The sequence below is a fragment of the uncultured Granulicatella sp. genome (assembly GCF_938030755.1).
Taxonomy (GTDB): Bacteria; Bacillota; Bacilli; order Lactobacillales; family Aerococcaceae; genus Granulicatella.
In genome coordinates this window covers 1-17585 of sequence record NZ_CALHIF010000008.1, presented here as the reverse complement: position 1 = coordinate 17585, position 17585 = coordinate 1, and the positions used below count along the sequence as shown (strand labels likewise).

Sequence of the window (17585 nt, the reverse complement as noted above, 5' to 3'; positions counted from 1 at the left end):
AGTCTATAGATTTTCGATTAAAATAATAACGTACAAAATAAAATTTAAAGGAGTTAATAAATCATGCCATTTATTACAGATGTATTAGCAAGAGAAGTACTAGACTCACGTGGAAACCCAACTATCGAAGTTGAAGTTTACACAGAAAGCGGAGCATTCGGACGCGGTATGGTTCCTTCAGGAGCTTCAACTGGTGAATACGAAGCAGTTGAATTACGTGACGGCGACAAATCTCGTTACTCAGGAAAAGGAGTTCAAAAAGCAGTTGACAATGTAAACAACATTATCGCTGAAGCTATCTTAGGTTATGATGTTCGTGAGCAAATGGCGATCGACAAATTAATGATTGAATTAGATGGAACTCCAAACAAAGGTAAATTAGGAGCTAACGCAATCTTAGGCGTATCTATTGCTGTAGCACGCGCAGCTGCTGACTATTTAGATCAACCTTTATACCAATACTTAGGCGGATTCAACACTAAAGTATTACCAACACCAATGATGAACATCGTTAACGGTGGATCTCACTCAGATGCTCCAATCGCATTCCAAGAGTTCATGATTTTACCAGTTGGTGCGCCAACATTCAAAGAAGCTTTACGTTGGGGTGCTGAAGTATTCCACGCATTGAAAGCTATCTTACATGACCGTGGTTTAGTAACTGCTGTAGGTGACGAAGGTGGTTTCGCTCCTACATTCGAAGGAACTGAAGATGCTGTAGAAACAATCTTAGCAGCAATCAAAAAAGTAGGTCTAGAACCTGGTAAAGATGTTTACTTAGGATTTGACTGTGCTTCATCAGAATTCTTCAAAGATGGCGTATATGACTACACAATCTTTGAAGGTGAAAAAGGTGCTAAACGTACTCCTGCTGAACAAGTGGAATACTTAGCTGAATTAGTTGAAAAATACCCAATCATCACAATCGAAGACGGCTGTGACGAAAACGACTGGGATGGATGGAAATTATTAACTGAACGCTTAGGCGGTAAAGTTCAATTAGTTGGTGACGACTTATTCGTAACTAACACTGAAATCTTATCTCGTGGTATCGAAAAAGGTATTGCAAACTCAATCTTAATCAAAGTAAACCAAATCGGTACTTTAACTGAAACATTCAACGCAATCGAAATGGCTCAAAAAGCTGGTTACACTGCAGTTGTTTCACACCGCTCTGGTGAAACTGAAGATTCAACAATTGCTGACATCGCAGTTGCAACAAACGCTGGACAAATCAAGACTGGTTCATTAAGCCGTACAGACCGTATTGCTAAATACAACCAATTATTACGTATTGAAGATCAATTAGGTGACTTAGCTGTTTACCAAGGTCTATCAGCGTTCTACAACTTAAAAAACAAATAATTCCTAGGAATTACGGAGGGGAAGCAATCTGCTTCCCCTCCTTTTTTGTGCAAAAATTGGGTGTTTTTAAATAATATTCAACCTTAGATTGAAAAGGATACGATACTTGTTTAATATCCGTTTTTACATAATAGACATGGTTGTGAGGATCTCCTCGAGCCTAGGGTCTTTCGGCTTCAAAGACCAAGAGACCTAGGATCTTGGCGGTGCCCCATCACAAACTCCACTATATTCAAACGGCTATCAATCAGGTTATCATTTTTCAAAATGTTGGAAGGAGAGCAAAATAGTTATAGTAAACCGCAAGAAAGGATAAGAGCTTTTGGAGATTTCATTGTAAAATAAATTTAGAAACGAAATCAAAATGAATGGAGGGGTTTTGATGAAAGTAGCAGTTGGCGTTGATATTGGGGGAACAAAAGTAGCTGTTGCGTTGATTAATGAGAAGGGAGAAATTGTTAGTCGTTCTCAAAGACCTAGCCAAACTGAGAGTGCAAAAGGTTTGTATCAGGGAGTGGTCCAACTCATTCAAGAGGTACTCGAAGAAAATGATTTACGTATTCAAGATACATACGGTATTGGTGTTGGTTTGCCAGGGAAAGTTAATGTGGAAAATGGGGTAGCTGTTTTCCAAAATAATATTCCTTGGGCAAATTTTCCAGTCGTAGAACGATTAAAACAAACATTCGGAGATGTTCCAGTACGCATTGATAATGACGTAAAAGTAGCAGCCTATGCGGAATATCGATTACTTCATTTAAAATCGTCTGATATGTTTGGTTATGTCACTGTATCAACAGGAATTGCAGCGACCAACATTGTCAATAATACGATTTTACGCGGGGAAGGTTTTTCAGGAGAAATTGGTTTTTTAAAAGTTCCGTACTTTGAATGTTTAGAATCGTTAGAGGGAGCTTGTTCAGGTGTGGCTATAGAACGTACGGGGAGAGAGTTGTATGAAGATGTAGTCTTAACTACAAAAGATGTTTTTGAAAAATGGAGAGCTGGAGAAGAAGCGGCAAATAGAATCATTGAGGAGACTGCAAAAGGGCTAGCTAGTGCATTGCATGGAATGGTTTGCCTTCTGGATCCAAAAGTGATTGTATTCGGGGGTAGCGTTTCAAATTACAATCCAGACTTTATTGAATTGATTAAAGAGGAATTGGGACATCTCTTACATCACGAACAAAAACATATTTTAGAAAATATAAAAGCGTCCACCATTAAGGGAGACAATGGAATTATTGGAGCGGGACTTCTTGTAGTAGAATAAGCAAACGATAAAAAGTGCTAGGATTTCCTAGCACTTTTTAATTTGCCTTACTTTTTTGCGGCGTGAGATAAACTATTTTAGTAAATTTATCTCATAGAAAGACTTTTGATTATCAAAAAAAACATCAGTTTAATGAAAGAATAGTGGGGAATCACATTGAATGTGAATTAGGTGGAGTTAGGAATGATTTCCTTACTCCACCTTTGAAGCTTCAAAGGTGAGAGACATAAGGCTCGAACCGGTGTCCCACTATAACTCTTTCAATAATAAAACTGATGTTTTAAAGATAATCAAAAAGAATGCCCTTAAACGTTATAAGGTTTAGGTGCATCCTATCAAGAATTGTTAAATAGCCTACTTCTCTTTGCAATGGGAGATAAACTAAGAAAAGTTCACTTGTACATAAAGAAAAGAGTCCCTCGGACTTTATAATGACATTAATGGCGGTTGCGACCGATGTGAATTACAGATTCTTGAAGAGAATTCTTCTAGAATCTGTTTGAAGCTCGGTAGGGTTGAGACCGTGACTCAACCCGGTGTAGCCTTTTAAGTCATTATAATAACGTCCGAGAGGACTCTTTTAATTTTATTCTAGAAAGTAAGGAGATAATCTTTCTTGGTTTATCTCACTAAGCCTACCGCTTTTTCCATCTTGCGTAGTGTTTTATTCGCTACGTAATTTGCTTTCTTAGCACCTTCATCAAGAATCTCATCTAACTTATCAGATTTCAACAACTCATAATAACGCTCTTGGATTGGTTCCATAACTGCGATAATTGCATCGGCTAATTCTTCTTTAAATTGGCCATAACCAACACCTTTAAAGCGATCAACAAGAGAGTCGATACTTTCTCCAGAGAAAGCAGAGAAGATGGTTAAAAGGTTGGATACGCCAGGTTTTTCAACAGGGTCGAATTCAATCACACCGCTTGAATCCGTTACAGCGCTTTTGATTTTCTTACGAATCACAGCTGGCTCATCCAGCATGCTAATGTATTCTTTCACGTTAGCATCTGATTTACTCATTTTTTTTGTAGGTGTTTGAAGGCTCATGACACGAGCTCCTGCTTTTGGAATAAATGGTTCTGGCATCACAAGTAATTGGTTGCCATTTCCGTAGCGACTGTTGAAGCGTTCAACGAAGTCACGTGTTAATTCCATATGTTGTTTTTGATCGTCTCCAACAGGAACCACTTCAGCGTTATATAAAACGATATCGGCTACCATTAGCGGAGGGTAGGTTAATAATCCTGCCGAAACAGATTGTTGTTTTTGAGATTTATCTTTGTATTGTGTCATACGTTCTAATTCACCAACGCCGACATTACATTGTACGATCCATGCGGCTTGTGCGTGTGCTGGAACTTCAGATTGAACGAAGATGGTTGACTTTTCAGGATCCAAACCAATCGCAAGGTAAAGTGCTGCAAGTGAACGAGTTTGCTCTTTTAATTTCTTTGGATCTTGTGGAACAGTAATCGCATGTTGGTTTACGATACAGTATGTACAATCGTACTCGTCTTGCAGGGCTACGAAGTTTTTCATCGCTCCAATATAGTTCCCAATTGTTGGAATTGCAGAAGGCTGCACGCCAGAGAAAATTCTTTTTTTAGACATAGTAGTGCTCCTTAAAGTTTGTAGTTTTATTATACCTTATTTTGAAGGGATTTTCATGAAAAATAAAAATAATATTTTTCAAGGATTGTGAATACAGTCAAATTCCTAAAGTCTGTTTCTATTAGAATGAAAGCGAGTGAAAACTATTTTGAAAGAATAAAATTTTCATTAATTTTGCAAGAAGTTTGTGAAAATCAAAAAAATTTTCTAAAATCATATAGATTTTTTTTAATATATCATATATAATAATACACGTATTAAAGTCAGAGTATCATATTAAAGGAGGACATAGCGAATGGTTACATTATATACCTCACCAAGTTGTACATCATGTCGTAAAGCTCGAGCTTGGTTAGAAGAGCACAACATTGAGTACACCGAAAGAAACATTTTTTCAGAACCATTAACAATCGATGAAATTAAAAACATCTTGCGTATGACCGAAGATGGCACCGAAGAGATTATTTCAACTCGTTCAAAAGCATTTCAAGAGTTAAAAATCGATTTAGATGAAGTCCCTTTGAATCAACTATTTTCATTAATCCAAAATAATCCAGGATTACTACGTCGTCCTATTATGCTAGATGAAAAGAGATTCCAAGTAGGATATAACGAAGATGAAATTCGTCGTTTCTTATCAAGAGAAGTACGAGCATATGAATTAGATATGGCTCAACGTTTAGTCAACTTTTAAAGAAAATTAGCCCTGAGAATTCAGGGCTTTTTTTGTGCACAAAATGGATTGGTTTTTTGGAAAAAGATGGAAATAACCATTCACAATCGAACTGCTTGCAAAAAAAGAACTTCATTTGAAGTTCTTTTTTATAATTCTTTATAGTAATACACAGCCAGTTGAGTACGATCTCTTAACTCTAATTTTTCGAGTAAAGCAGATAAGTAATTTCTGACGGTTCCTTCGCTGAGATACATTTTCTCAGCGATTTCTTTATTGTTAAAGCCTTCAGCGACCAGATAGAGCAGTTCATTTTCTCGTTCGCTTAAATGGGCACTAGATTTCTTTTCGTAGGTTTTCTTTACCGGCATTTCAATCGTTGAGTCATAAACAATTTGCCCGTTCATTACTGCTTCGATGGCTGGAAGGATACCTTTAATATGTTGCTTTAATAAATATCCTTTACAACCGATTGAAAGAGCTTTGGTAATATACTCATCATCTTGGAAGGTAGTTAGAAATAAAATATTTGCCTTGGGAAAATCCTTTAAAATGTCATATGCGGCCTCAATTCCGCTAGTTGGTTCCATGCGAATATCCATCAAAACGAGGTCGGGTTGATGAGTAATATATAATTCAACAGCATCACGTCCGTCGTTTCCAGTCCCTACTACTTCAATATGGTCTTGAACAGATAGAATGGTTTCTAAGGCTTGTAAAACTAAAAAGTCATCGTCGATAAGAATCGTTCTAATCATGGTGGTCCTCCTGTTTAGGAATACGGATAAAGATGTCATATCCGTTCGTGGTTTGTAGTGTCATAACTCCTTTATGTTTTTCTACGAGTTCTTTCATCATTGTGAGTCCCATTCCCGGGGTTATATTATGAGTTTCGTTCCCGTTATCTTTATATTGAATCGTATAATAATTTTTCTGTTCTAATAAAAACAATTGAAGTTGATTTCCATTTGAATACTTCATAAAGTTCGTAATCATTTCCTTACAAATGGTAAGGATATCGTATTTCAAACCGATGGGAATCTCATCAGATATTGTGTTTTGGTAATTGACTTGCGCCTTCTTCTCAAGAGGATGAAGGATTTCATCCATCTTTTGAGAAAGTAAGAAGGAGTCATCATAAAGGTTATGAATAGTTGAACGGATTTCGTTCATTCCGCTTTGAAGAATTCCTGAAACTTGTTCCAATTTTTTCTCTACAACAGGTTCATTAGTGATGATTTGCAGGGCTTCTAGTTGCATAATCGACGCACTTAGCGTATGTCCAATTTGATCATGCAAGGCATGGGAGATACGGTTGCGTTCTTTGAGAGTAGCAACCTCCATTTGTTTTAAGGTTTCCTCTTGGCTAAATTGTTGCCTTTGAAGTAGAATCAGTCGTTCATGCTCTAAGTCGTCTTGGATAAGGTGACTCTTTATTCTGAATTTTTTATCATAGCTACTACGCAAAATAAGATATGTTCCAATAACGGTTAGTAGTAATGTTAATAGATTTGGACGCAGTAGGAGGAGAACTCCAGTAAAAATTCCTGGGAGTCCAAACAGTTGAGCGGCATGCATGATGAAAATTGAAATATACAGTGCGCATTCAGGAAAGAAAATACATAATGCGCCCGAAATGACCAAAGAAATGCGTTGTATCCAACTAGTTTCAAAAACTTCCATGGATAGAGAAAGAATAAAAATACAAAGTCCTAGAAATATTGTAAAGACCTCTACTTGTTGTCCCATCAAATACATACTAATCAGAATATAGAACATTAATTTCTCTAAAAAAGTCCGCAAACATCTCACCTCCAACGCTCTTTCTTTCAGTGTAGCCCAAATAGGGAGAAATATCTACTCATTTATGACAAATGTCATATGGAACTAACGACATTTGACACTAGTTTGTGACAAGCAGGCTCGATATACTAAGAATGTAAAAAAATCAATGAGGTGAAGACATGGAAAACAGTATCCAAGTAAAAAGTCTTGTAAAACGATACAAGGACTTGATGGCATTAAATCATTTTGATATTGAAATTCGTAAAGGAGAGCTGCTAGCGCTTCTTGGACCAAACGGATGTGGAAAGACAACTGCGATTAACAGTATGTTAGGATTTTTAACCTTTGATAGTGGTGAAGTAACGGTTCTAGGAGAAAGCAAGTTTCCGTTATCCAATAAAGTACGACGCGAAATTGGGATTGTTCCACAGGATTTAGCGTATTTAGATAATTTAACAGTAGAAGAAAATATTGATTTCTTCTGCGGATTGTATATTTCAGATTCTAAGCAACGCAAACAATTTGTACAAGAGGCAATTGAGTTTGTAGAATTACAAGATTTCCGTAAATTCGTTCCGAAAAAATTGAGTGGGGGATTGAAACGCCGCTTGAACATTGCCTGCGGAATCGTACATAAACCAAGTCTCATTTTCTTTGATGAACCAACTGTGGCGGTCGATACACAAAGTCGTTCATTTATTTTAGAAGGCATTCGCAAGCTCAATGAACAGGGAAGTACGATTATTTACACAACGCACTACTTAGATGAAGTAGATGGACTTAGTGACCGAATCGTGATTATGGATAAAGGGAAGAGTATTGTTTCAGGTACTTCTCAAGAATTGAAGAAGTCTATTGCAACTTCTGAAATTATCCAAGTAGAACTTTCGACAGTTCCCACAGAAGAACAAGTCACTCGTTTAAAACAAATTTCTCACGTTCTTGTATTAGACCATCATAAAGATCATCTGAAATTCAATTTCGAACAGGGAACGAATCACTTGCTTCACGTGGCTAACACCCTTGAAGAATTGAACTTGAGCTATGTTCGTTTATACAGTGAACAACCAAGTTTAGACGATGTGTTCCTTGCATATACAGGGAAAGGACTTCGAGATTCATGAAGACATTCTTAAAATTATTTACTTATTTATCAAAAGACGCTTTAAAAGATTTTTCATTCTCGTTCTGGGTGTTACTTTATCCAATTATCCTGGTTTCACTCTATTTCGTGTCTTTTTCAGGAATTATGAATCAAGATATGGGTACAGTTCGTGTAGCCATGACAACAGATAATCCGTATCATTATGTATTTGAACAAGCGGGAGACTATTTTGAAATTATTGATGTTGATTCCAAGGAAGCTGGGAACGAACTCGTAACAGATGATAAAGCTGACGGATTCGTTGACAATAATTTAGAAGTAGTCGTAAGCAAATCGTCGGGGGTTCCTCAAAGTGTTTTGAAAAATGTAGTAACACAAATTAAACAAGTACAAAGTTTGGGTCAAGGTGCTGCAAGCATCGATTTTAATAAGAGTTGGGTTACTCAAGCAACCAGTGATGTGAGCCAAGGAACGATGTTATTCTATAGTGCACTTGCCAGCTTTACAATGTACTCCGTATTTAGTGGTGTTGTTTGCGCAGCCTATTTAAACGGAAATGTGTCACCGATTGGACGACGTATTATGGGTAGTCCATTTAGCAAAGGCAAACTCATAATCAACTGCTTTATGATTGGATTATTGCTCAATATCACTTCAAACGCTATTTTACTTGTCTACATGACACAAGTATTGAAAATTGATTTATTCGCAGATTGGGGAGGAAGTCTCCTTCTTATGTTGATGGGAAATGTATTCGGAATTTCAGCAGGTCTTTTGATAGGAACCAATCAAAAACTCACTATACAAGGGCGAATCATCTTCTCATTAATGCTAAACCTCGTTCTCTCGGCACTAGCTGGAATGATGGGAACAGCAATGAAAGGTTTTGCCAATACCTTTATGCCAGGATTTAATCAATTTAATCCTGTCGCATTAATGGTTACTGGATTTTATCAATTGAACCGACTCGTAGGGAGTGCCCATCTAGGTAGAACTTACTTATTGCTTGGAATTTACACACTAGTACTTCTAGGATGTGCATTATGGAGATTAAGGAGAACACGTTATGATAGTCTATAAATATTTTTTAAAACTTGCTTATCGATTAAAATCATATGCGATTATTTTCCTAGTCGTCTTTATGGGATTGGGATATTCTCAAGCGTTAGGAAATCAAGAAGTAACAGGATTCCATGACACAAATTATAAAGTTGTGATTAAAGACGAATCAAATGGAAATAGCGAAATTATCAATGCAATGATTGCTTCTCTAAAAAAAGAACATAAAGTCACTCTTACAACAAATAGCGATAACATTATGAAAGAAGCTGTTTATTCAAATGATGTGGATGGTGCAATGTGGATTCCATCAGATGTTGATGCAAGAATCAACAAAGGGGAAGAAGCGCTGAATATGGAAATTGGAAATTCACTTGAAGGAAATTTACTTCGAGAATACGTGAATTCATATATACGCTATGCAGTCGTATTGAAAAAGCAAGGCAATTTCAGTAGTGAAAATATGGATAAAATTTTAAAAGAGCAAGCAACAGTCAATGTGATTTCAAAAGATGCCACTGTTAAAGATGATGATTTCTATGCAGAATTTGGTGAAATCTATTTTTCACACACCCCGTTTCTTTACCTTTCAATCTTTATCTTCTTGCTTGGATTAATCTTTGCTAAACTTGAAACTGACGAAGTCGCAAAACGAATTGTTATTGGTATGAAGAGCGTAAACCAAGTGACGATTGAAAAATTCCTTGGGGGATTAACGGTTGTTGGAATTATCGTTGGAATCAACTTACTATTCGTAGCCATTGTGGCACCAAGCTTCTATGTCAGTGCTGGAGCTCCAAAATCATTAATGCTTACGATTTCGATGGCTCTTACAGCCTATGCCTTAGCATTCCTTTGCTCAGTGATTATTGGGGACAACCGTTATGGCTATTCTGCCGCAAGTACAGTGGTTGGGATGGGATTATCGTTTATCTCAGGAATTTTTGTACCATTAAGCTTACTAAATCCGGTAGCTATTAGTATCGCAAAATTCTTCCCAGTATATTATGTGATTTCAGCCGCAGAAAATCCTTCAACAGATTTTTCAAGTTACGCTTTCAACCTAGGAATGGTACTTTTATTCGGAATTTTATATGTTGCATTAGCCTTTAGCATACAACAGATTCGTACAAGACAATTTGGACGCAGCCTGAAAAAAGCCTAACTCCTATTAATTATAAGGTAAGAAGCTTCGTCGTTTTGAGGCCTGCTTCCATCCTATTCACCCTTCCAAAAATAAGAAATACGAAGGTTTTAGCACCTTTTCAATCAGCTTGGTATGGGGCAAATTGAACAGAATAAATAAAAAAAGATTACGAAGAATCTTGCGGATTTTATAATCGTAGTAACGGGGAATCGCATCGAAGCTTCAAACGCGGAGTAGGAACTTGTTCCTTACTCCGCGTTTGAAGCTTCGAAGGTGTAAGACCAAGGCTTACACCGGTGCCCCGTAACAGCGATTATAAAGAGAATCCGCAAGGAATTCGCAGTAATCTTTTTTTAGTATATTTGAACGCAAGTTCAATTTGCCCCATCTCAAGCTGTTTTTCAACAAACACAAAGCACAAACCAATTTGTATTAGTCTTCCAATCGTATTTCTTTTATTTTTTTCAGGTTTGGTCTAGAATAGATGGATAAGGTAAAAAGGGGTGAATATTATGGAAATGGAACGCATTAACGACGATACATTCTTGTTACGTATCGAGAACCAAGATCTCATCGACCGTGGTACATCAATACCTGAATTACTTGGAAATCCAGGCGAAATCGAAAGCTTTTTCCATAGTATTTTAGAGGAGATGGGCGTCTTGAATCAATTCGAAGATTCAGACGGATTGAGTTTTCAAATCATGCCAAATCCAGACGGTCTAGAACTCTATGTGACACGTATTGTGGACATGGGAGATGAGTCAACAGACGAGCGTATGGTGCGCAATATAGTCGATACGATTCAACATTCCCTTACAGATCGTATCGGGAAGAAGCGCAAAGAGGATAAAGAAGAAGGAAAACTTTCTCCAAAACCAGTGATTAATATGGAAGATGAATCTTCAACATTGAAACCAATCGATGTGACAGTTGTTTTTGAAGACTTCGAAGACTTTGTTTCAATGGCAAAAGAAACAGCAGGAGAGTTTGAACAATCTGTTCTATATCGCTATAGTGGACATTACTTCTTACATGTTTTCCATCCAGTGAAAAAACCAGAGGAAACGGCTTCAAAAATGGCACTTGTTCGCGAGTATGCAGAGTTCTCAAGAATTTCATGGGAAGTGTTGCAAGAATACGGCGAAGTCATTATGCCGGAAGCTGCCCTCGAAACAGGCAAACAATATTTCTAAAAACCAAAAAGAGTTGAGCAGTCGACTCTTTTTTTGATACAAAGGAGCCATCAAAATGAATGAAACCATCAAAACACAATTAAATCACCGTACGATTCGTGCGTTTAAAGACCAAGCATTGACAAAAGAGGAAGTGGATTTACTAGTAGAAGTAGCGCAAAGAACAGCGTCAAGTATGTACTTACAAGCTTATTCGATTATTAGTGTGACAGATCCAGAGTTGAAGAAGGAATTAGCTGCCGTGAGTGGACAATCTTATGTAGCTACTAGCGGACATTTATTCGTATTTGTGGTGGAACAAAGACGTAATACTGAAATTGCAAAAGCCTTAGGACAAGAAGTTGGAGTTCAAGGTAGCGCAGACCGTTTCGTATCTGGGTTAACAGATGCAGTGATTGCAGCTCAGAATGTTGTTGTGGCGGCAGAATCTTTAGGGATGGGGACTGTGTATCTAGGAAGTTTCTTTAACGACACAGCAAAAATCGTCGAGTTACTAAATTTACCAAAATACACTTACCCAGCAATCGGTTTAGCTGTGGGTTGGCCAAATCAAGAGCCTCAATTAAAACCACGCCTTCCAAAAGAAGTGATTCATATGGAAAATGGATACCGTGAACTGGAGAATCCATTAGAAGAGTTGAAAGAGTATGATGAGACAGTGACAGAATATTACGATCTTCGTGATGCTAATCGTCGTGTAGATGCCTTTACAAAACAAGTGTCTACAAAATACCATACGCTTGGGGCTAAACGTTCGGAAATGCTCGATGTATTAAAAGCACAAGGATTTCTAACAGAAGAATAAAAAGAAGACAAGAAATCGTTAAAACGATGATTTCTTGTCTTCTTTTGTGTTATTGAATGTTTAATGAATCAAGGACTGATTGTTTCATGCCTTCGATTGAAAGAACTTTTGTATGACGGATTGGCGCGTCCAATACGCTTGTTACTGCTGTTGGAATGGCAATGCCGCTTTCTTGTTGAATGGCATCCATCAATTTAGCATCAGATTGATTCGTATCCACGTCTAAAGCTGAAAGTACGCTTTGTGGGAATTTGTATGGACTCGCAGTCGATACTACCACCGTAGGAGTTACATCTCCTGTTTCTTTCTTATATTTCGTATACACAGCATCTGCGACCGCAGTGTGTGGATCTAATAAGTAGTGCTCGCTCTTGAATACATCGTGAATCGTTTGAGCTGTTTCTTCTTGGCTTGCACGGTTTCCATAAAATTGTTGGAAGAGAGCCGTATCTGTATTTGGAACAGAGTAGCTTCCGTTTTCTTTTAGAGAAGTCATCAGTGCATTTGTTTCCTGCGAGCTGCGTCCTGTTAATTCAAAGACGAAACGCTCAAGGTTACTTGAAACAAGAATATCCATACTTGGAGAACTTGTTAATTTAAATTCACGTAGTCGGTTGTATGTTCCTGTTTGGAAGAAATCAACAAGCACATCATTTTCGTTTGAAGCACAGATGAGTTTGTTAATTGGAACCCCGATGCCTTTTGCGTAGTAGGCTGCTAGAATGTTACCAAAGTTACCAGTAGGAACTACAACGTTCATTGGGGAGCCAATGTTCAGAGTGCCGTCTTTCACTAATTGTGCGTACGCGAATACGTAGTACACGATTTGTGGGCAAAGACGTCCGATATTAATCGAGTTTGCAGAAGAGAATTGGAATCCTTTTTCCGCTAGTGTCGCGTTTAGTTCTTTATCCGCAAATAATTCTTTTACTTTAGTCTGTGCGTCATCGAAGTTTCCTTCTACACCATAGACAAAAGTGTTGTCGCCTGCTTGTGTCACCATTTGGCGTTCTTGAATCGTACTGACGCCACCTTTTGGATAAAAGACGATAATGTTTGTATGAGGAACATCCGCAAATCCTGCAAGGGCAGCTTTACCAGTGTCGCCTGAAGTCGCTGTTAAAATCACGATTTCTTTATCAGATTTGTTTTTCTTTGCAGCAGTTGTGAGGAGATATGGCAAGATAGATAGCGCCATATCTTTGAAGGCGATGGTTCTTCCGTGGAAAAGTTCCATGAAATGACGGTCGCCCACTTTTTTTACAGGTGCGATTTCTTTTGTATCAAACGTTGTATCGTATGCAGAATGCACGCATTGTGTAATTTCTTCTTTTGTAAAATCTGTTAAAAAGGCAGATAAAATTTCGATGGAGATTTCTTGATAACTTTGAGTTTTTAACACTTCCCAGTCCAGAGTCACTTCTGGGAGGACAGTCGGTACATATAAACCACCGTCTTCAGCAATTCCTTTTAAAATGGCTTGTGAAGCTGTAACGCGGTTATTTGTGTCTCTTGTACTAATGTATTGAATTGTGGACACTTGAGTCCCTCGCTTTCTAAAATTTCGTTGGGCTCATTGTACCATAATTCGCGGTTCAAACTCAAAATACTGAGCTATTATCGATGGAAAAATATTAGTTTGGCAATTCTATTTTTACTTTTCAAAAAAAGAATTTCCTTAAAATAAAATGAAAATTCAGTTAAAAAACAAAGGGTTTCATTTGAAAACGAAGTCAAAGCTTGATAAACTTATTCTAGTAATTCTTAGCAGAATGCTTGTCTTTGGCGTGTGACCAGAGGCAGTTTTTTATTATCAAAAATCAAAGAAGGAGTGAAAAAATGCTAAAACAGATTCTTCCATTTTTTAGTAAGTATAAAAAATATCCTTTCTTAGCGTTTTTTGCCATTTTAGTCGAGGTGCTCTGTGAAGTAGCACAACCGATTATTATGAAGCAAATTATTGACGAAGGGATTCCAAATAAAGACTTAGGCTTTATTATGCAACAAGGGTTCGTTATGATTCTTGTAGCGATTGTATCTCTTTCGGCCGGAGTTTTAGGTGCAAAATTTGCATCGATTGCTGGTACTGGGGTAGCTGCAGAATTACGTTCTGCTGAAATGAAGAAGATTCAAGCTTTCTCCTTTAAGAACATTGATCACTTCTCCAATGCGTCCTTAATTACCCGGATGACTAGTGATGTTAACAATGTTCAAAATACAGCTATTATGACGATGCGTATTTTAGCACGTGCACCAATGATGTTTATCTTCGCAATTTTCTTTGCAGTAAGTATTAACGCACAATTATCACTCGTCTTTATGGTCGCTGTACCTATTTTAGTGTTATCGCTAGCTCTTATCATTTCTACTGCCTTTCCTCGCTTTAGAAAATTACAACAAGCAACAGACGGTATCAACCGTACTTTACAAGAAAACTTTATCGGAATTCGCGTTGTAAAGTCTTTCGTACGTGAAATGTTCGAAAAGAAAAAATTTGGTGCGGAAAACTCAACCTATAGAGAACGTGCCCTCCATGCAATGTATGTCGTGATGTGGAACAACCCAATCATGCAATTAACGATTTATGCTGTAACAATTGCGGTGATGTGGTTTGGGGGCGGACTTGTTATTAGTGGAACGATGACAACTGGAGATCTTATCAGTTTCATTTCTTATATCACACAAATCTTGATGTCCCTCATGATGATTTCATTCGTGTTCGTCATGTTGACAATGACAAAAGCGTCTATGGATCGTATTTTCGAAGTGTTAGATACGAATATTGATGTGGAAGAACCAGAACATCCAATCTCAGTTGACAAAGTGTATGGCGAAGTAGAATTTGACCATGTTCATTTCTCTTATGGAAAACAACAAGACGAAGAAGTGTTAAGCAACATCAGCTTCAAGATTAAACCCGGTGAAGTGTTCGGGATTATCGGGCCAACAGGTTCAGGGAAGTCTTCTCTTGTACAGTTGATTCCTCGACTTTATGACACAACAGCTGGGACAGTTCGTGTGGGTGGTCATGACGTTCGTGATTATCGGTTCTCTGATTTACGCCAAAATGTATCCATGGTGTTACAAAAGAATATGCTATTCTCTGGAACGATTCGTGAGAACCTCTTATGGGGAAATCCGAATGCTTCGGAAGAAGAGATGATTCAAGCGGCTAAACATGCACAAGCTCATGACTTCATTATGGAAATGCCTGAGGGATATGACACTCGTGTAGAGCAAGGAGGATCAAACTTCTCGGGTGGACAAAAACAACGTCTTACAATTGCTCGTGCCATGTTACGTAAGCCAGCAGTGTTAATCTTAGACGATTCAACGTCAGCAGTTGATACGGCAACGGACTCAAAGATTCGCGAAGCTTTCTTCAATCACTTACCAGAAACAACGGTTATTATTATTGCCCAACGTATTTCATCGATTCAAGGGGCTGACAATATTCTTGTATTAGATGATGGTAAAGTGAACGGACTAGGAACGCACGAAGATTTAATGGAATCAAACGACTTGTATCGTGATATTTACGAAACCCAAATGAAAGGAGCCAAAGGAGATGAGTAAAATTAAAGGGCCAAAACGTCCAGAAAATATGAAGCAAACTTTGGCAGACTTATGGGGATATTTATGGAAGAGTAAGATGACTCTTGCAGTTGTTGTAGTCTGCTTAATCATTTCAAGTGCTTCTGGAATTATCGGAACGTATGCGATTCGTCCATTAATCAATGATTTTATTGAAACAGGAGACTTGGCAGGATTAGCAAAAATGCTTGGTTTTATCGCCATTATCTATGTACTTGGTGCAACCGCCAGCTACTTCTCTGCACGTTTAATGGTAACAGTTGGACAAAATACAATCGAAAAGATGCGTGGAGATTTATTTAACCATATTCAAACTTTGCCAATTCGTTTCTTTGATACGAATAAGCACGGGGATTTAATGTCTCGTTTTACGAACGATTTTGACAATATTCAAAATGCGTTTAACAACAGTATGTTGATGATTATCAGTTCCACTCTTCAATTAGTGTTGACGTTTATCATGATGATTATCCTTTCACCAATTCTAACGGTTTTACTGATTGCAATGGTATATCTCATGTTCCAAATTGTGAAGAAGCTAGGTGCAAAATCAGGAAAGCAATTCGCAGCACAACAAGCGATTCTTGGCCAAGTGAACGGATTTGTGGAAGAGCATATTGAAGGACAAAAAGTGGTTAAGGTATTTAACCATGAACATAGAGTTTTAGATGAATTTGACACACTAAACGGAGAACTTCAAGAAGCAGCAAACAATGCACAATTTTATTCAACAATTATGTTCCCGATTTTAGGGAATATTAGTTATGTGAACTATGCGATTACCGCTGCTGTTGGGGGTTATCTCGTTATTATAAATTGGATGGATATCGGAGGACTTGCCTCATTTCTACAATTCTCAAGAACATTTGCGCAACCACTTGCACAAATGTCTCAACAAATGAATGTTCTTTTAAGCGCAATGGCTGGGGCAGAACGTATATTTGCGATTCTTCGTGAAGTACCTGAAATTGATGAAGGGACAGTCACTCTTGATCAACAAGATAAAGATAACTGGTACTGGGTGGATGGAGATAAACGTATTCCAGTAGTTGGGAATATTCAACTTCATAATGTAGACTTTGGTTATGTACCAGGAGTTCGTATTTTAAAAGACATCAATGTATGGGCAGAACCAGGATTAAAGGTTGCCTTTGTAGGGGCAACAGGTGCTGGTAAAACAACCATTACAAACTTAATCAACCGTTTCTATGAGATCGATTCAGGGGTTATTACTTTCGACGAGATTCCAGTAACTAAGATTAAGAAAGATGACTTGCGTAAGACAATTTCTATTGTATTGCAAGATACGCATTTATTTACAGGAACGATTGCGGATAATATTCGATATGGAAAATTAGATGCAACAGATGATGAAGTGATTAAAGCGGCAAAATTAGCAAATGCTCATAGCTTTATCAAACGCCTACCACAAGGGTACCAAACAGAAATTACAGGTGACGGAGAAGGGTTGTCTCAAGGGCAACGTCAATTACTAGCGATTGCGCGCGCTGCAGTTGCGAACCCTAAAGTATTGATTCTTGATGAAGCGACAAGTTCAATCGACAGCCATACAGAAGCGTTGATTTCACGCGGGATGGACCAATTGATGGAGGGACGCACATCATTTGTAATTGCCCACCGTTTATCTACGATTCGTAATGCCGATGTGATTATGGTAATGGATCACGGTGAGATTATCGAACGAGGAAACCATGAAACCTTAATGGAGAAACATGGTGTTTACTACAAGCTATACACGGGTCAAATTGAGTTAGATTAAGTAGATAAAATGTTTTTATTTTCAAATGCAGTCCTTTATATAAAGGGCTGCATTATTTGTTTCTAGAAATGTTGTCAAAATGAATCCAAGTACAGTTTTTTATAAATATAATATCTACAGTTTATCCACTATTAAAAAATTGTAAATATTTATAATCATTATTCTTTCTTTTCGTATATATGCTAT

Annotated in this window: 14 protein-coding genes; 10 read left to right on the top strand and 4 right to left on the bottom strand. The window is 37.7% G+C overall.

Annotated elements, in window-relative coordinates; genetic code table 11:
• The first annotated feature begins 63 nt into the window (after positions 1–63).
• Positions 64–1365 (top strand): phosphopyruvate hydratase, encoded by a 1302-nt coding sequence (gene eno, locus Q0594_RS00500; RefSeq protein WP_298729063.1) that lies wholly within the window; start codon positions 64–66, stop codon positions 1363–1365.
• 382 nt (positions 1366–1747) lie between these two features.
• On the top strand, positions 1748–2638 hold the full coding sequence (locus Q0594_RS00495) for an ROK family protein (RefSeq protein ID WP_298729062.1): 891 nt from the start codon (positions 1748–1750) through the stop codon (positions 2636–2638).
• A gap of 621 nt (positions 2639–3259) precedes the next feature.
• On the opposite strand, the gene trpS is transcribed toward Q0594_RS00495, so the two are convergent.
• Complete coding sequence (gene trpS, locus Q0594_RS00490) at positions 3260–4255, bottom strand: tryptophan--tRNA ligase (RefSeq protein WP_298729061.1); 996 nt, start codon at positions 4253–4255, stop codon at positions 3260–3262.
• A 295-nt stretch (positions 4256–4550) separates the two neighbouring features.
• Between trpS and spxA the strand changes: the two genes are divergently transcribed.
• A complete protein-coding gene (gene spxA, locus Q0594_RS00485) occupies positions 4551–4949 on the top strand; it encodes a transcriptional regulator SpxA (protein ID WP_005607127.1) in 399 nt (132 codons plus the stop codon).
• A 128-nt stretch (positions 4950–5077) separates the two neighbouring features.
• Here the strand turns inward: spxA and Q0594_RS00480 are convergent, their stop codons facing one another.
• The gene (locus Q0594_RS00480; protein WP_298729060.1) at positions 5078–5686 is read right to left on the bottom strand and encodes a response regulator transcription factor; all 609 of its coding nucleotides are present in this window, start codon (positions 5684–5686) and stop codon (positions 5078–5080) included.
• Complete coding sequence (locus Q0594_RS00475) at positions 5679–6740, bottom strand: histidine kinase (RefSeq protein WP_298729059.1); 1062 nt, start codon at positions 6738–6740, stop codon at positions 5679–5681. Before Q0594_RS00475 ends, Q0594_RS00480 begins: the two co-directional genes overlap by 8 nt.
• A 152-nt stretch (positions 6741–6892) precedes the next feature.
• Here Q0594_RS00475 and Q0594_RS00470 point away from each other — a divergent pair, with 152 nt between their 5' ends.
• From Q0594_RS00470 to Q0594_RS00450, 5 genes are all read left to right on the top strand, one after another.
• Complete coding sequence (locus Q0594_RS00470; RefSeq protein ID WP_298729058.1) at positions 6893–7837, top strand: ABC transporter ATP-binding protein; 945 nt, start codon at positions 6893–6895, stop codon at positions 7835–7837.
• A complete protein-coding gene (locus tag Q0594_RS00465; protein ID WP_298729057.1) occupies positions 7834–8898 on the top strand; it encodes an ABC transporter permease in 1065 nt (354 codons plus the stop codon). The genes Q0594_RS00470 and Q0594_RS00465 overlap by 4 nt, the downstream gene beginning before the upstream one ends.
• Positions 8885–10042, top strand: coding sequence for an ABC transporter permease (locus Q0594_RS00460; RefSeq protein ID WP_298729056.1), 1158 nt, complete (start codon positions 8885–8887; stop codon positions 10040–10042). The genes Q0594_RS00465 and Q0594_RS00460 overlap by 14 nt, the downstream gene beginning before the upstream one ends.
• Positions 10043–10536: 494 nt before the next feature.
• Positions 10537–11220, top strand: a complete 684-nt coding sequence (locus Q0594_RS00455; RefSeq protein ID WP_298729055.1) for an adaptor protein MecA — start codon at positions 10537–10539, stop codon at positions 11218–11220.
• A gap of 55 nt (positions 11221–11275) precedes the next feature.
• The gene (locus tag Q0594_RS00450) at positions 11276–12025 is read left to right on the top strand and encodes an NADPH-dependent oxidoreductase (RefSeq protein ID WP_298729054.1); all 750 of its coding nucleotides are present in this window, start codon (positions 11276–11278) and stop codon (positions 12023–12025) included.
• A 49-nt stretch (positions 12026–12074) separates the two neighbouring features.
• On the opposite strand, the gene thrC is transcribed toward Q0594_RS00450, so the two are convergent.
• Entirely contained in the window at positions 12075–13565 is a 1491-nt protein-coding gene (gene thrC, locus Q0594_RS00445) for a threonine synthase (RefSeq protein WP_298729053.1), read from the bottom strand.
• 299 nt (positions 13566–13864) lie between these two features.
• On the opposite strand from thrC, the gene Q0594_RS00440 reads away from it, so the two are divergent.
• Complete coding sequence (locus Q0594_RS00440; RefSeq protein ID WP_298729052.1) at positions 13865–15601, top strand: ABC transporter ATP-binding protein; 1737 nt, start codon at positions 13865–13867, stop codon at positions 15599–15601.
• Positions 15594–17399 carry an ABC transporter ATP-binding protein gene (locus tag Q0594_RS00435; RefSeq protein WP_298729051.1) on the top strand — a complete coding sequence of 602 codons (1806 nt, stop codon included), beginning with the start codon at positions 15594–15596 and terminating at the stop codon, positions 17397–17399. Before Q0594_RS00440 ends, Q0594_RS00435 begins: the two co-directional genes overlap by 8 nt.
• Positions 17400–17585 lie beyond the last annotated feature (186 nt).

Coding starts and splice junctions, on each gene's coding strand:
- trpS (WP_298729061.1), bottom strand. CDS start 4,255: ATGTCTAAAAAAAGAATTTTCTCTGGCGTGCAGCCTTCTGCAATTCCA.
- spxA (WP_005607127.1), top strand. CDS start 4,551: ATGGTTACATTATATACCTCACCAAGTTGTACATCATGTCGTAAAGCT.
- Q0594_RS00460 (WP_298729056.1), top strand. CDS start 8,885: ATGATAGTCTATAAATATTTTTTAAAACTTGCTTATCGATTAAAATCA.
- Q0594_RS00435 (WP_298729051.1), top strand. CDS start 15,594: ATGAGTAAAATTAAAGGGCCAAAACGTCCAGAAAATATGAAGCAAACT.
- Q0594_RS00470 (WP_298729058.1), top strand. CDS start 6,893: ATGGAAAACAGTATCCAAGTAAAAAGTCTTGTAAAACGATACAAGGAC.
- Q0594_RS00455 (WP_298729055.1), top strand. CDS start 10,537: ATGGAAATGGAACGCATTAACGACGATACATTCTTGTTACGTATCGAG.
- Q0594_RS00495 (WP_298729062.1), top strand. CDS start 1,748: ATGAAAGTAGCAGTTGGCGTTGATATTGGGGGAACAAAAGTAGCTGTT.
- Q0594_RS00465 (WP_298729057.1), top strand. CDS start 7,834: ATGAAGACATTCTTAAAATTATTTACTTATTTATCAAAAGACGCTTTA.
- Q0594_RS00480 (WP_298729060.1), bottom strand. CDS start 5,686: ATGATTAGAACGATTCTTATCGACGATGACTTTTTAGTTTTACAAGCC.
- Q0594_RS00440 (WP_298729052.1), top strand. CDS start 13,865: ATGCTAAAACAGATTCTTCCATTTTTTAGTAAGTATAAAAAATATCCT.
- eno (WP_298729063.1), top strand. CDS start 64: ATGCCATTTATTACAGATGTATTAGCAAGAGAAGTACTAGACTCACGT.
- Q0594_RS00450 (WP_298729054.1), top strand. CDS start 11,276: ATGAATGAAACCATCAAAACACAATTAAATCACCGTACGATTCGTGCG.